The sequence below is a fragment of the Pseudomonas fluorescens genome (assembly GCF_900636825.1).
Lineage (GTDB): Bacteria > Pseudomonadota > Gammaproteobacteria > Pseudomonadales > Pseudomonadaceae > Aquipseudomonas > Aquipseudomonas fluorescens_BG.
Map to the genome: position 1 here is coordinate 2,397,204 of NZ_LR134318.1, position 14,174 is coordinate 2,411,377.

Sequence of the window (14,174 nt, forward strand, 5' to 3'; positions counted from 1 at the left end):
GAAGGCTGCGATCTTTTTTCCGGATTCAACGATCCCGCTAATACCTAAACCGCGCGCCCAACCATCCGCACACTCGCAAACGTCGACTCGTTTCGAGCCTGATCGAGCACGGTCAGCTGAGTAGAGGACGCCTGTGCGGTCGCGAGCGGCGCCTGTTTGCGGCTCATTTCCGAGCCGCTGCGTTCATCGCTGGGCGGCACGCCAAAGTACTCGCGGTAGCACTTGGAGAAATGCGGCGTTGAAACGAAGCCGCAGACATAGGCCAGTTCGACAATCGACATGGAAGTCTGCTTGAGCAGTTGCCTCGCACGAATAAGCCGTAACCTCAGGTAATAACGCGACGGCGTGCACTGCAGATATTTCTGGAACAGCCGCTCGAGCTGGCGCCGTGACAGGCCGACGTATTCTGCCAGGTGATCGAGATCGATCGGCTCCTCCAGATTGGCCTCCATCAACGCGACGATCTCTTGCAACTTGGGCTGATGCGTTCCGAGCACATGCTTGAGCGGAACACGCTGATGATCCTGTTCGTTGCGTATTCGCTCGTAGACAAACATCTCGGAGATCGCGGCGGACAGTTCACGGCCGTGATCGCGAGCGATCAGGTGCAGCATCATGTCCATTGGCGCGGTGCCGCCGGAGCTGGTGAAGCGGTTGCGGTCGAGGGTGAACAGGCTCGTACTGACGCTCACACGCGGAAAGGCTTCCTGCATCGCCGCGAGAAACTCCCAGTGCACACTGCATTCGTAACCGTCGAGCAACCCGGCTTGTGCCAGCGCCCAGCTACCGGTGCAAACGCCGCCCAGGCGTTTCGACTGTCGTGCCAGAGCTTGCAGCCAAGTGATGTGCTCGCGCGTGATCACGCTTTGAATGCCGACGCCGCCGCAGACAATGACGGTGTCGGCGATGGACGCGTTATGCCACGGGGCATCCGGCGTGATCGGCAGGCCATCGCTCGCCCAGACCGCCGCGCCACCCGGGCTGAACGTATGCCAGCGGTACAACGTCCGACCGCTCAGCTGATTGGCCATGCGCAAGGGCTCGACGGCGGACGCCAGCGACATCAGGGTAAATTTGTCCAGCAGCAGAAAACCGACGGATTGCGTCTTGGCGTCGGGCACGATGGCGCTTGATGACATTTCTGTCCTCACTGAAAACGATGGCAGCCGCAAATTCCGATGCCCCTCGCCTGAGCGTGGGGCATCAGGGAATTACCCGGCGGAAGTGGCGCTAGCGGCCGGCGCTGGATGACGCGAGGTCACGAGGCCGAGCAAGGAAATCACCAGCGCCAGTCCGATCGTGGTGGTGACTTCGGTGCGGTGCTGCGGGGTGATCATCATCACCGCCAGTGCCGCGCAGATGAACGCGATCACCAGCCAGGTCAGCCAGGGAAACAGCCACATGCGAAAAGTCAGCTCGACGTTGCGCTGACGCAAAACCTTACGCATGCGCAACTGCGACACCGCAATCGCCAGATACACCAGCAAGGCAATCGCGCCGGAACTGGCCAGCAGAAATTCGAACAGCCCGGCGGGCATCACGTAGCTCCACACGGTGATCCCTGCGCCGAGCACGGTGCTGGCGATGACGGCCGCGCGCGGCACGCCCTCGGAAGAGGTCGCCTTCAACGCTTTCGGCGCATCGCCACGCCGGCCCAGCGAATACAACATGCGCGAAGCAATGTAGATCGAAGAGTTCATGCAACTGGCCACGGCAATCAGCACGACCACGTCGACCATGAATTTGGCATTGGGGATGTTCATGATTTCCAGCGCGCGTTGGTATGAACCAACCGACGCCAGCAACGGGTCGTTCCACGGCACGACAGAAATCACCACGAAGATCGACAACAGGTAGAACACGCCGATCCGCCAGATCACTGAACGGGTAGCCTTGGCGATGTTGCGCGCCGGGTCATTGGATTCAGCCGCGGCGATGGTCACCGCTTCCGTGCCGATGAAACTGAACATGATGGTGATGAATGCGCCGACGACCGCTGACAGGCCGTTGGGGGCAAACCCGCCGTGTTCCGCCATCAGCCCCGTCAAGCCGCTGACTTCGCGGTCGGGCACCCAGCCCATCAACACGGCGAAGCCCACCCCAATGAAACCGATGATCGCCACGACTTTGGCCATCGCAAACCAGAACTCGAACTCGCCGTATTTCGACACGCTGAACAGATTGGTCACCACCAACGCAATGATCGACATCAAGGCGAACAGCCAGGCATCGACCTGTGGAAACCATTGGTGCAACACGTGGCCGGCAGCCAAGGCTTCGATGGGAATCACCAGCACCCAGAACCACCAGTAAAGCCAGCCGATGGTAAACCCGGCCCAGCGCCCGATGGCCTGGTCGGCATAGGTGGAAAACGAGCCGGTGTCGGGATTGGCCACCGCCATCTCACCGAGCATGCGCATGACCAGAACGACGAGCAAACCCGAGAACAGATAAGCCAGAAGTACCGCAGGCCCGGCCGCAGCAATCGCGTGTCCGGAGCCAACGAACAAACCGGCGCCGATAATGCCGGCGATTGACAGCATGGTGACGTGACGAGGCTTGAAGCCCTGCGCCAATTGGCCACTCGAATCCTTGGAGTTCGGGCTAATCATTGGTTTTTTTATTCTCTGCTGATCGACATTTAAGCGCACTGACAGGGGCAACCGGTCGCTGTGTTGCCTGCTGGACTTCCCCCGGGAAGCCCCCCTCAACCGCCGCAGTTCTTATCAAACCCATCATCGCAATGGCGTTGTTTTGCTGAAAAGACGCGTCACCTTACCCGGCCTGTCTGATGGCTCAACAGCCTGATCGCGGCATCACCTTGTCTGATATCGACACAAAAAATGCTTGCGTTTTTGCTCGGGACTGGCTGGTCACAGCGTGGGCGAGGGGCAATGAATCGTTCGGCGACAGGATTTATGTGGCGGTTGTTCGATCTCTCGGCGACTGAACCATTGCGGCATATGTACCGTTTTTTGCCGATGGGTAAACGGGGAGCGGGGTGGTTGTTTAAATGGAGCTTCAGGAAGTTGTCTGCGCCCTACAATGCCTTGCGCCGTTGCCTACGACTAAGCCAGAATCCGCTGGCTTGTGCGTCCAGGGCGGGGGTTCTATCGTTGGTCGGTCACTGAAAAGCAGTGATCGGGTTTGGTAGCCCGCCGTAACTAGTCGCATCACGAACCGTTCGCAGACCTCATCAGATCTCTGCTTAATGGTGGCCATGCGCAGGACACCTTCGGGTGTGCCGGGTCCTAGTTACCGGTCTACCAACCCGCGTATGGCCGCCACCTTCGTTTGGTAGCGAATGTGAAGGCTCCTTTTATCTACTAGGAGTTTCACCATGTTCAAAGTCACGCCCAACCCACCCGAAACCGACCCCGCATCTCACCACCAACCCGCCGACTCGAAGAAATTCAACGAAGCCGCCGACCGCGCCCTGAGTCACTATCTCGGCCCTGCGCAAATCATGGCCAGCACCAACCAACCCGAACGCATGTACCTCGCCAACCCCAAATACAACAGCGAATCGCTGCTCGCCAACGCCAGCGAAACCCTCGGCTCCGCCAGCGAAATGCTGATCAACTTCGCCGCCACCCTCGACACCTCCCACCGCAAAACCGCGCTCGGCATTGCACAAGTGGTGATGCTCGGCGAAATCGCAGTTAACCAAGCGCTGGATAACGTCGAAGTCGCGAACTGACGCCCCATAGCGACGAGGGGAAACCCCCTCGTCATTAAACGCGATCTCAACAGCGCTGGCAGAGGGCCACGGCTTGTGCCCCACAGCCCCGGCTGTCACCCTTCGCGCCGTTCTCAAGGATCAGAACCAGGAACCAAGGATGAGTGGCTACGTACCCAACCCGCCGAAAAACTTTCGCTACGAAGAAGCCGAACCCGTCGATATTCATGCCCAGCGTTGGGCTGAGTATGAGAAATATGGAAAAGCGCCCGCGCGTGAGCCTGAAAAAATCGGGATTGCGCTGCGCATAGGTATGTTCTTCGATGGCACTGGTAACAACGCCAACAACACGGCTGCTGGCCTACTTTGTGGCGCGCAGCACCCCATCGCACCGCATGATATTCCCGCAAGCTGCAAGCCCTACATGATGGATCCTGACAGCAGTTACGCCAACGACACTAGTAACGTGCAGAAACTGAGTGACCTCTACTTCGCACCGCAGAAGGCCGAAGGGGATGGCTCGCAAAAGCAAGCGTTCCGTATGGTCTACGTTGAGGGAATCGGCACTCGATCAGGTAAAGAGGACAGCACGTTGGGTGCTGGCACTGGACGAGGTGTTACGGGTGTGGCGGGTCGGGTTCAGTTGTCATTTGCAGAGATCAAGTCACGTATCAAGGATGTGCTGGACGCCAATCCCAACAGTGAAATCACCTCTCTCACATTTGATGCCTTTGGTTTTAGTCGTGGTGCTGCCGCTGCCCGCCACTTTGCCAATGAGGTCGTGCGTGGAAAGCAGGGGCCGCTGGGAGAGGTTTTGCGCAGCAATGCAAATGGCCTCAGTCGAACGTTCCTTGAGGAATACCATGGCAGCATCAAAATGGGCTTTATCGGTCTTTTCGATACCGTCCCATCAATTGCTGGCTGGTCAAATCTGGGGGACATCAAAAGCTCCATTGCAACTGGCATCAAGTTGTACCTCGACCGCCGTTTTTTTACCGACGTTATTCAGCTTTCAGCTCGTGACGAGTGCCGAGCCAATTTTGCTCTGAGCCGCGTCAAAGCTGATCACCTAGAAATCACCCTGCCAGGTGTTCACTCAGACCTTGGCGGCGGCTATCAGGATGAGATTCAGGAACGCGTGCTCGTCAGTCCAATGCAAACGCTTGAGGTGTCGCAATTTACTGATGTCTCCACAACCTCAATCTACCGTGATGCAGTAACAGTAAAGACTCAGTGGCTCGCCAAAGGCTGGCCGGAAGACATGCTCGAAATCGTTACCCCAGCTGCGCAGCTCTTGCCAGTTGATCCACAGGATAGGCTCAGTCCACGTAAGCAACGCGTTTACGCTGCACTACAACTCAAGCGTCCAGTGAGTGGTTTGCTCTCCAGGGTGTATCTGCGAGTCATGCACCAACTGGCAAAAGAGAAAGGCGTTCGTTTCAACGACATTCCAGACACACCTGACTTGGCAATTCCATCAGAGCTACAGCCTATATGTGAACGATTTTTGGCAGGCAATTACGACACCTCGCCGCAAGAAGACCAGTTGCTGAAGCTGAAGTACATTCACATGTCGGCAAATTGGAACCATCCACTCGGACGACGGGATGGCGGTGGTATCCGCGCGGTTTACATCAATGTGCCTACGGCTGACTGGATTCGCGTACAACATCCTCACGTAGCTGATTGGAAACTTTGGTAATGAAACTAATTTTTACCCTGCTGTGCGCGTTGCTAATTACTGGATGCCAATCCGCTGATCCACTGTCTGCGAAAAGCGACCCGAAGTCTGAATGGTGGGAGCTCGCGTTCATTGAACCGGACTACATGAAAGTCTGGGTTGAAAACAGCTCAGTTCAAGACATTACCGGCAAGATTTTCTACAAGACTGGCGGCGGCACTGCCGCTGGGGGGGAGCCTGAAGGAGGCACAGAATCGGCGCGCGGATGGACTGGTGGGGTCGGTGGTAGCGGCAAAAGAGTAGTGGGTGCAGATTTACCTGTTCGCATTTGGGTTCGCTGGCAATCAATCGTCGAGCAGAAAACGTGGCAAGCATGGGTGGACATTCCTGAATCGGCGCGGCAGTTGATGGTGCAATCTGTCAATCAACGATGCCCACAGACGCCTGATCAGGAAGCAAGATTCATGGCCTCCGTGTACTTAGGGCTGGCTCCCGGTGGAGTTGTGCAGGTTTGGGTCAGGGACTCGTGTCATCACCCGGTCAAAGTTGCACGAGCGCAGGCTGAGATTGAGCCGCTGGGACCGAGTCAAGGTAAGAACCAAGGACGTTATGCTTATCCGGTGAGCGAGAAGGCGAAGCGGTATATCGAAAAATTCGGCATTCCTTATGGGAGCTGGTAATTGGCGTACCTTTGACTTTCACGGACACACTGAATTTAGCATCGATATCTCAAGAGAAGCCTAATCCGCGTTACGTTCGGCAGCTGTTCATCGAGTTACGAGAGGCTATTTTTTGAGAATTGCAAACGCTGCGCGCTTTGATGATGTCGACTACGACGCGGGATTTGCGTACCGGGGTTGCAACTATCTAATTCAGCATGAGCCGGATGAGTTTTTCGTTAGAACTTACGATGACGAGCCTGGTAAGGCAACGGTTCTGCATCCGACATCTGTAGGTACGAACGGCGGCCTCAGAACGCTCATTGAATTTTTACAATCTGAGTTGAAGGTGTCCTCGGTATCCCTTTATAAGGCCGACGTTGGCGGCTATGCAGAGGTAGATATGGATAGCTTGGAATTTAAGGAATAAGCCGACTCTCCCACTGCGGCTTCAACTCGTCCGCGCAACAGTTTGATCAAAAGATCGCAGCCTCGTTTCACTCGACAGCTCCTACAGGGCAGGTGTTTCATGTAGGAGCTGCCGAAGGCTGCGATCTTTTCGCTTTTATGCCGAACTTCAAGGATTCATTCAGCGGCAATGCCGAACGCGCCGCTTGCTAACACCTCCCCATTAACCATCACCGTTACCCCGTGCCGTCCGGCAAAATGCTTACGCGTCGTGAAATCCTTGATCACCTGTCGCCGCTGCACCACTTCGCGCGCAAACCCCGGCAACACCAACGTCTTCAACTTGAAAACCTTCCTTGAAACGCCGCCATTCGCCTTCACGTAGTCGATCGCATAATCAATCACCAACCGTTGCTCATGCGCCACAGTCGACTTCACCGTAAAAGACAACGCAATCGTCTCGCCCAACCTCACCACCGCCGGTTCAACTTGTACATCCAGCAACTCGACCTCAGCCTTCGCCCCCGCGCCGATGACTGTAAGAGCACGCATATCACCCTGTTTGATCAAACTCCGCAGCGCATGCCTGGCAATCCACGCGGTGTGCTTGTTCTCCATTGACCAGCCTTCAACGGTGTCGAGCACCCACTCGGGATGCACTTTGGTGACATCGTTCAAATGATTCGCCACGGATTTGCGCACGTACAAGCTTTCATCGACCTTCAACCGGTCCAGAATTCCTGCGGCCAGCTGCGGATCGGCCTGCACCGCTTCCAGACGAAATGACCAAGGCAGGCGTGGGCGGCTGCCTTCGCTGGCGAGGCGGCGGACGTGGTGGTTGTCGTCTTGGGTCCAGTCGTGCATCAATTCCAGCGTGCGTTCCAGGTCGCTGCGCAGAAAATGGCGGATTGCAAATTCGGAGGAGCCGAAGGTGGTGAAGTACTTCAGCGCCTCCATGGAGGTTTCAAAGGCATGCCCGCCGTAACTCGCGACGTAGTGCGGCAGACACACGCTGACGAATCCACTGTTCAAGCGCGGTGCAAGTTCGCGCAGGACATCGAGGGAATCTTCGTAGTCCAGCGGCAACACGGCGTGCAAGCTTTCGCTGACGCGGGCCATGCGTTGCATCACTGACAACTCGGCGAGCCCTTGATTGGCATGTTCAAGAAATGCCTTTGCGTTGAACGCGGGATACACGGCGCTCATTTCGTCAGCGATATGCCGAAGGCGCTCTGCGTTGAAGATTTCCTTTAACGCCGGGGCGGCGGTTTCAGTTGTGCTCATGCTCAGGTCATCGGTGTGCTGGCGAACGCGTCGAGCGTTTCGGCGTAGGCGGTGTATTGGGCGATTTGGCGGAAGCGCTGCGAGTCGATCTGGTCGGGGACGACAAGGTTGGTGAAGCTCCAGGCGACGGCAAGGCTGATACCCGTCTGGTCGAGGGTGCCGTCGGTGGGCAGACCGGTCTTTACAAGTTCTTGCTCGAGGGCGGTGAAGGCAGCGGCGAGTTGGCTTTCAACACGTTCAACCCAAGGTTGAAATTGAATGTCAGCCGGACGCAAATTGCGCTCGTAATATAGCTGCACGGCTTTTTCGCAGGCGGCCAGGCTGAGGCCGATCAGGCGCAGAGCATGGACGCGCTGCCCCAGCTCCGTCGGCAGCAGGCTTTTACCTGAAGCGGCTTCGAGATAGTCGAGGATGAGGGTTGAATCCATCAGGACCACGCCGTCGTCGAGGATTAGCGTGGGCGCTTTGACCACCGGGTTGATCTGCTGAAATTGCTCGAAGTGGCGGAACACTGAGACTGACTCGTGTTCGAGATCGATGCCTAAGCACTTGGCGGAGATCGCCACGCGACGGACGTAAGGAGAATCCAGCATGCCGATCAGTTTCATGACGCGTTCCTTCAAGTCGATCCGAGTGAAGGCATAACCTAGCCCAGCCTGAAGGAATTGTCAGTCATCGAACCCCGCCTGCTCGTGAATCTCATCCACATTCAATCCCAGCCGATACGCCACCGCCACGAACAACGCCTGATACAGACACAGCGTCGTGCTCAACGAGCGAAACACCGGGGCGCTGGCCTCGTTGACCAGCAAGACACTGTCCGAAAATGGCGATGCGGGATTGTGCTGTTAGCCGTTTGTCTTCTATATACAGCCGCTGGACTGAATTTCTTGCTATAAACGCACTCCGATGACCCATGTGAAGCCTGTGTCAGAGCAGTTTCCGGGCTTTGTCGGACAAATTCCCTGTATTTGCAGTTGCTGATGCCTCAAGTCGGCCTTAGACTGCCGCCCCTCGTAAATTGAGTGCCGGGTGGCGTTTGCAATAAACGATGCCTTTTCGTCGACCGTACACGGATCGCCGAAACGCTCCCTATTTCGCCTTAATGCACGTTTTTTTATAGAGATATCAATGACAAAGGACAAGTTGCTGGCTATGCCGGCAGATGACTACATGAATGCAGAGCAACACGCTTTCTTCACTGAGCTGTTGCAAAACATGAAAGTCGAAACCCACGAGCGCATTGAGCAAAATCGTATCGCCATCGAAAGCCTGGACACTCCGGCTGACCCGGCGGACGCGGCTTCGGTTGAAGAAGAGCGCACTTGGCTGGTTAACGCGATCGATCGCGACCAGCGCATGCTGCCGCAACTGGAACAAGCCCTTGAGCGCATCAAGGAAGACAGCTTTGGCTGGTGCGACGACAGCGGCGAGGCCATTGGCCTGAAGCGCTTGCTGATCAGCCCGACCACCAAGTACTGCATCGAAGCTCAAGAGCGTCACGAGCAGATCGACAAGCACCAGCGTCAGGCCTGATTCTGTGGGGTGACCCTAAATCAGGGCGCTTGGAAAAGATCGCAGCCTTCGGCAGCTCCTACGGGGAGCTGTTGGGCTGCGATCTTTGCTTTTGCTCGTCCCCAACATTCTCCGCCTGTTCATTGACCTGCCACAGACCCACGACTAACGGACCATGGATAATGGCGTTGTAGTGGCGTTTAATGCAGGCACAATAATGAGAACAAGCGTGGGGTGTTGAAATGACGAGAGACGGATCTCTGGTTGGGGCTTTGCCTGCACCAGTGCTTTTGCCGAAAAACCGCTGGATCGCACCGACCCTGCAAAGCATCGCCCTGATGCTGTTGTTGGCCGGCATGACGCTGGGTGAGTGGTCGCTTTATCTGGGCATGCCCTTGGCGGTGCTGATTGTATGGCTACCGCGCTTGCGTACGCGTGCTGTTCCCGACGCACAGCCTGCCGACTCCGGCAGCGCAATTTCCGAATTGACCCGCGACCTTTCCTACACCACCAGCCATAACGCTTTATCAGCAGCCGGCGTGGCGTTTTCGGTGAAAGCGTTGGCGAGCAAACTCGAATCGCAACTCGATGCGGCGGCGCGGATCGTCAGCAATGCCGAGGTGATGATCGCCACCGAGCGTGCAACGTCGCAGCTCAGTGGTGACGCGCTGGCAGCCGCCAGCGAAGCGCATCACAGCAGCGCGGCGGGGCGCACGGAATTGCTCGACTCGATCTCGCGCATGCACCAGCTCAGTCAGCGCGCCAATGCCAGCCGCGAGTTGATTGAGGCACTGAGTGTGCGCAGCGATGACATTCAGCGTGTGACGCTGGTCATCCAGTCGATTGCCAGCCAGACCAACCTGTTGGCGCTGAACGCGGCGATTGAAGCGGCGCGAGCGGGCGAGCACGGACGCGGCTTTGCGGTGGTCGCCGATGAGGTGCGCGGTCTCGCCGCCCGCACGGCGTCGGCGACCGGTGAAGTCGGTGAGATGGTCGCCGACATCCAGCAGCGTACCGCACAAGTCGTCGAGCAGATTCGCGAGCTGTCCAGCGATTTGCACACCGGCGTCGAGCAGGTCGAACACACCGGTGAGCATCTGGACAACATCGCGCGACTGGCTGCGGATGTGGAACGGCAGGTTGGTGAGATCGCCAATGGCGCGCAAACCAATCGCGAGCAACTCGACAGTTTGTTCAAAGCCATTGAACAGATGCGCAGCGATCTGGCCATCAGTGATCAACAAACCCGAAGCCTTGCTGAGGCCGCAGTGCAGATGGAGGGCCAGGCCGAAACCATCAGCGAGCGTCTGGCCGAGGTCGGCCTGGATGATTACCACCAACGCATTTACGACCTGGCGCGTGAAGGGGCGAGCCAGATTGCTGCGCATTTCGAGGCGGATGTCGAGCAGGGCAAAATCAGCCTGGAAGATCTGTTTGACCGCAATTACCAGGCGATTCCGGGCACGGAGCCGGCCAAGTTCCAAACGCGTTTCGACCGCTATACCGATCAGGTGCTGCCGGCGATTCAGGAGCCATTGTTGCCGCGCCACGAAGGTTTGGTATTTGCGATTGCCTGCACGCCGCAGGGCTATGTGCCGACGCACAATCAGGCGTTTTGCCAACCTTTGACCGGCGATGTGAAGGTCGATACGGTAAACAATCGGACCAAACGCAAGTTCGCCGATCGCACCGGAATCCGCTGCGGCAGTCATCAGCAAGCGGTCCTGTTGCAGACCTACACCCGTGATACCGGTGAACTCATGCATGATCTTTCGGTGCCGATCATGATCAAGGGCCGGCATTGGGGTGGGCTGCGGCTGGGTTACAAGCCCGAAAAGCCACGCTGATTGTTACCGTTGATGCAATGAAGCTGTGCGCCGTCAATGCTGTTTCCTCACGCGGGGAAGCGATAATCTGCCGACTTAGTTAGCTAGCTAATCATTTCGGGGGGCATATGCAATGCAGAGTTGATGTGGCGGTGATGATCGGCAGTGGCGTGCCGACCGGATTACGTGCAATGGGGCGCAGCGTGTGCTGGGTGGTTTTGCTCAACGGGGAGCGGCGCGGTACGGCCTTCGCCAGTCGCGGCGAAGCGGAGGAGTGCAGAGCTGCCTGGCTCGAGCAACTGAACATCGAGCCCGGCGACAGCCTGCACTGATCGCCTTTATTTGCCGCGATGCAAGCGCACGTTCAGCTCATCTACTATGGGCGCTTCTTCGCCATCCGCTCGCAGCCACTCCTTGAGTAAGGCCGCCTGTTGCGGCGACCAGAAATCGGCGTCGATAAGTTTGGTGTCCGGATCCAGCGGATGTGCTTCTACGAAATCGTTGATCGACCCCTCGTCCGAGGGCAGGCCCAGCTGGTCGAAAAGGGTGGTCAGGTTAAGCTCGTTTGACAGTTCCATCATCTACTCCAGGGTCGGCGCCGGTGCGGCTTGTTCGTTCACTCCTCTTATCTGAGGCAGCCGCTGGCGTGGAGTTCGATTTTTGATTCAAACGAACGGGCGAGGGCGCACGCTTCGTTGTGGTTGCCGCGGAAACCTCTGACACGTCCGGTGGAAATCTCCTTGATGTGAAAGAACGCGATGCCCGCTGGCACTACCTGAAAAATTGGGGTTCGCTGACTGTCAGACGATGTCGGCAGGTTATCGAGTGCGGCAACATTGATCGTCAGAGGTGGGGTAATGCGTGCGTCAGCCAACGTGGCGAAATGAGTCAAAGTACACATAGGAAGTCCTTTTCATCAGTCGGCCGGGATATAACGGCCGTTGCGGGTAGTCGTAGTGAGCATCGCTGCTCTAGAATCGTCAGCACCTGATGACGACAGGGCTTATCTAAAGCAATTTTTCGCCAGCGATATGTCGGAAAAGTGCTTTTTTTCGTGAGAAATTTCCCTAAAGTTCGTAGTCGTCTTCCCAGTCCGCCGATGAAGACTTTTCCTTCAAGTCGCGGCGACATCGGGATGAGTTTTGCTGACGACAATCCAGTAGTCTTACGAGTCTCGCGAATGAGCTTTCTGTTTGCTGCGGGTTTCTCTTGAGTGATTTGGCAGTGCCATCGGCCTGACCGTTATTTTTTGCCGTGCGCGTTTTCCGTGCGCGGTTTTCAGATGTGGGGATGTTTCTTTGGCAGTCAGTAATCTCGATATGCATGCTTTGTTCGTGCTGGGTGATTTGCGTGCAAAGCTGGTCAAGCAATTCCAGTCGCGTTTTGTTTACGTCACCGAACAAAACGCTGAAGGCATCTATGTTGCCGAGCTCGACACCGAAACCGCCCTGGTGGTGGATGACAAGCCTGGGCTCAAGCTGAAGGTCGGCGATCACTTCAGTGCTTCAGTATTGCCCAGCCGTGAAGGCGGCAAGATGGACATCCGTTTTCGCGAAATCAAACTGACCGTTTATGGCATTGGCGACTACGCCTTCGTTGAGACGGCGGACGGTCATGCAATCCTGTTTAAAGAAGGCCACAGCGTTGTCACGGTGTTCGCCGCTCATGAACAGTTGCAGGAAGGTCTGACCAAAACCCTGAAAGCCGTCACCGCCAAGGCTGCTAAATGGCGCAAAGGCGAACTGGTGACCTTCAAGGCCAGCGAGTAAAAGTCCTGAAACGCGCCGATTTCCATTCGCAGAACCTCGCAAACGCGCAGCAGGAAGCCCGACGGTTGTTCGCCGCGAAGACTGAGCTTCAAGGCGCTTGGCTGACTTGGGTCGCGTCGCAGATCTATGCGTTGCGACCGCCCGAATACGCCAGCATGGTCAGACGCGAGCTGCAAAGCCTGCAGGAAAAATCTGATTTGTAAGCTCGTCAGGCGCAGGGCCCGGAAAAAGCAGGAACCTCGGCTACAGTCAGTTGACTGAGTATTCAGAGGCTTGCGGTCTTCTGTCAGGCCATCCTGCCATTGCTGTGAACAGCACGAGGTGCAATGCATGAACGGATTTCGACGGTTATTGGCCGCCAGCGTGGCCACAATCGGGTTGCTGGCGTCGGCGCAATCGGTGACAGCGGCGCAAACGCCCATCCACTTTGCCGACCTGAATTGGGAAAGTGGCAGTTTGATCACCGATGTCCTGCGGATCATCGTTGAGAAAGGCTATGGACTGCCCACCGACACGCTTCCTGGCACGACCATCACTCTGGAAACCGCATTGGCCAACAACGACATTCAAGTCATTGGCGAAGAGTGGGCCGGGCGAAGCCCCGTTTGGGTCAAGGCTGAAGCGGAGGGGAAAGTGGTCAGCCTGGGTGATACCGTCAAAGGCGCGACCGAAGGCTGGTGGGTGCCTGAATACGTGATCAAGGGCGACCCGGCGAAAGGCATCAAGCCGATGGCGCCGGACCTGCGCAGCGTGACCGATCTGAAAAAGTACAAGGATGTCTTCAAGGATCCTGAGAGTCCGAGTAAAGGGCGTTTCCTCAACAGCCCGATCGGCTGGACTTCGGAAGTGGTCAATAAACAGAAGTTGACCGCCTATGGCTTGCAGGACGATTACACCAATTTCCGCAGTGGTTCGGGCGCGGCGCTGGACGCGGAGATCAGTTCTTCGATTCGTCGCGGTAAACCGGTGCTGTTCTACTACTGGTCGCCGACGCCTTTGCTGGGCAAGTTCAAACTGGTGCAACTGGAAGAGCCACCGTTTGATGCCGATGCCTGGAAAACCCTGACCGACGCTGATAACCCGAATCCGAAACCGACCCGGTCGCTTGCCTCCAAGCTGTCCATCGGTGTGTCTACACCCTTCCAGAAGCAATATCCGCAGATCGCTGAATTCTTCAGTAAGGTCGATTTCCCGATTGAACCTTTGAACAAGGCCTTAGCGGACATGAGCGAAAAGCACACCGCACCAAGGGCAGCAGCGGAGGCGTTCATGAAGGCGCATCCGGACGTGTGGCAGGCTTGGTTGCCGAAGGATGTGGCGGAGAAGGTTTCAGCTGATTTGAAATAACGTTTT

Annotated in this window: 16 protein-coding genes and 1 pseudogene; 10 read left to right on the forward strand and 7 right to left on the reverse strand. The window is 56.7% G+C overall.

Annotation, left to right across the window (positions count from 1 at the left end):
• Positions 1 to 44 precede the first annotated feature (44 nt).
• Together EL257_RS10860 and gabP are read right to left on the reverse strand one after the other, a co-directional pair.
• Positions 45 to 1,139, reverse strand: a complete 1,095-nt coding sequence (locus tag EL257_RS10860; protein WP_126362414.1) for a GlxA family transcriptional regulator — start codon at positions 1,137 to 1,139, stop codon at positions 45 to 47.
• Positions 1,140 to 1,211: 72 nt separating this feature from the next.
• Positions 1,212 to 2,612 (reverse strand): GABA permease, encoded by a 1,401-nt coding sequence (gene gabP, locus EL257_RS10865; RefSeq protein ID WP_126362416.1) that lies wholly within the window; start codon positions 2,610 to 2,612, stop codon positions 1,212 to 1,214.
• 728 nt (positions 2,613 to 3,340) lie between these two features.
• Here gabP and EL257_RS10870 point away from each other — a divergent pair.
• The 4 genes from EL257_RS10870 (at position 3,341) to EL257_RS10885 (ending at position 6,449) form a co-directional block, all read left to right on the forward strand.
• Positions 3,341 to 3,700: a DUF6124 family protein gene (locus tag EL257_RS10870; RefSeq protein ID WP_126362418.1), complete on the forward strand. Its 360-nt coding sequence runs from the start codon at positions 3,341 to 3,343 to the stop codon at positions 3,698 to 3,700.
• A gap of 139 nt (positions 3,701 to 3,839) precedes the next feature.
• Entirely contained in the window at positions 3,840 to 5,381 is a 1,542-nt protein-coding gene (locus tag EL257_RS10875) for a T6SS phospholipase effector Tle1-like catalytic domain-containing protein (protein ID WP_126362420.1), read from the forward strand.
• A complete protein-coding gene (locus EL257_RS10880; protein WP_126362422.1) occupies positions 5,381 to 6,040 on the forward strand; it encodes a DUF2931 family protein in 660 nt (219 codons plus the stop codon). Before EL257_RS10875 ends, EL257_RS10880 begins: the two co-directional genes overlap by 1 nt.
• A 112-nt stretch (positions 6,041 to 6,152) precedes the next feature.
• Positions 6,153 to 6,449 carry a hypothetical protein gene (locus tag EL257_RS10885; protein WP_126362424.1) on the forward strand — a complete coding sequence of 99 codons (297 nt, stop codon included), beginning with the start codon at positions 6,153 to 6,155 and terminating at the stop codon, positions 6,447 to 6,449.
• Between the two features lie 155 nt (positions 6,450 to 6,604).
• Here EL257_RS10885 and EL257_RS10890 read toward each other — a convergent pair whose 3' ends face one another.
• The 3 genes and pseudogenes from EL257_RS10890 to EL257_RS10900 all read right to left on the reverse strand — a co-directional run.
• On the reverse strand, positions 6,605 to 7,711 hold the full coding sequence (locus EL257_RS10890; RefSeq protein WP_126362426.1) for a DNA alkylation repair protein: 1,107 nt from the start codon (positions 7,709 to 7,711) through the stop codon (positions 6,605 to 6,607).
• A gap of 2 nt (positions 7,712 to 7,713) precedes the next feature.
• On the reverse strand, positions 7,714 to 8,319 hold the full coding sequence (locus EL257_RS10895; protein WP_126362428.1) for a glutathione S-transferase family protein: 606 nt from the start codon (positions 8,317 to 8,319) through the stop codon (positions 7,714 to 7,716).
• 60 nt (positions 8,320 to 8,379) lie between these two features.
• Positions 8,380 to 8,532, reverse strand: a pseudogene (locus EL257_RS10900) (MurR/RpiR family transcriptional regulator); the annotation flags it as partial.
• Between the two features lie 310 nt (positions 8,533 to 8,842).
• On the opposite strand from EL257_RS10900, the gene EL257_RS10905 reads away from it, so the two are divergent.
• The 3 genes from EL257_RS10905 (at position 8,843) to EL257_RS10915 (ending at position 11,384) form a co-directional block, all read left to right on the forward strand.
• Positions 8,843 to 9,247: a TraR/DksA family transcriptional regulator gene (locus EL257_RS10905; RefSeq protein WP_003225981.1), complete on the forward strand. Its 405-nt coding sequence runs from the start codon at positions 8,843 to 8,845 to the stop codon at positions 9,245 to 9,247.
• A gap of 602 nt (positions 9,248 to 9,849) precedes the next feature.
• On the forward strand, positions 9,850 to 11,073 hold the full coding sequence (locus EL257_RS10910; protein WP_419866618.1) for a methyl-accepting chemotaxis protein: 1,224 nt from the start codon (positions 9,850 to 9,852) through the stop codon (positions 11,071 to 11,073).
• A 107-nt stretch (positions 11,074 to 11,180) separates the two neighbouring features.
• Positions 11,181 to 11,384 carry a hypothetical protein gene (locus tag EL257_RS10915; RefSeq protein WP_126362432.1) on the forward strand — a complete coding sequence of 68 codons (204 nt, stop codon included), beginning with the start codon at positions 11,181 to 11,183 and terminating at the stop codon, positions 11,382 to 11,384.
• Positions 11,385 to 11,390: 6 nt separating this feature from the next.
• On the opposite strand, the gene EL257_RS10920 is transcribed toward EL257_RS10915, so the two are convergent.
• Together EL257_RS10920 and EL257_RS27940 are read right to left on the reverse strand one after the other, a co-directional pair.
• Entirely contained in the window at positions 11,391 to 11,630 is a 240-nt protein-coding gene (locus EL257_RS10920; RefSeq protein WP_419866595.1) for a DUF2789 family protein, read from the reverse strand.
• A gap of 47 nt (positions 11,631 to 11,677) precedes the next feature.
• Positions 11,678 to 11,953 carry a hypothetical protein gene (locus EL257_RS27940; protein ID WP_126362436.1) on the reverse strand — a complete coding sequence of 92 codons (276 nt, stop codon included), beginning with the start codon at positions 11,951 to 11,953 and terminating at the stop codon, positions 11,678 to 11,680.
• 397 nt (positions 11,954 to 12,350) lie between these two features.
• On the opposite strand from EL257_RS27940, the gene EL257_RS10930 reads away from it, so the two are divergent.
• The 3 genes from EL257_RS10930 to EL257_RS10940 all read left to right on the forward strand — a co-directional run bounded on the left by EL257_RS10930 (position 12,351) and on the right by EL257_RS10940 (position 14,168).
• Entirely contained in the window at positions 12,351 to 12,821 is a 471-nt protein-coding gene (locus tag EL257_RS10930; RefSeq protein ID WP_126362438.1) for a hypothetical protein, read from the forward strand.
• Between the two features lie 5 nt (positions 12,822 to 12,826).
• Entirely contained in the window at positions 12,827 to 13,024 is a 198-nt protein-coding gene (locus tag EL257_RS27945) for a hypothetical protein (RefSeq protein WP_126368049.1), read from the forward strand.
• 127 nt (positions 13,025 to 13,151) lie between these two features.
• On the forward strand, positions 13,152 to 14,168 hold the full coding sequence (locus EL257_RS10940) for an ABC transporter substrate-binding protein (protein ID WP_126362440.1): 1,017 nt from the start codon (positions 13,152 to 13,154) through the stop codon (positions 14,166 to 14,168).
• Positions 14,169 to 14,174 lie beyond the last annotated feature (6 nt).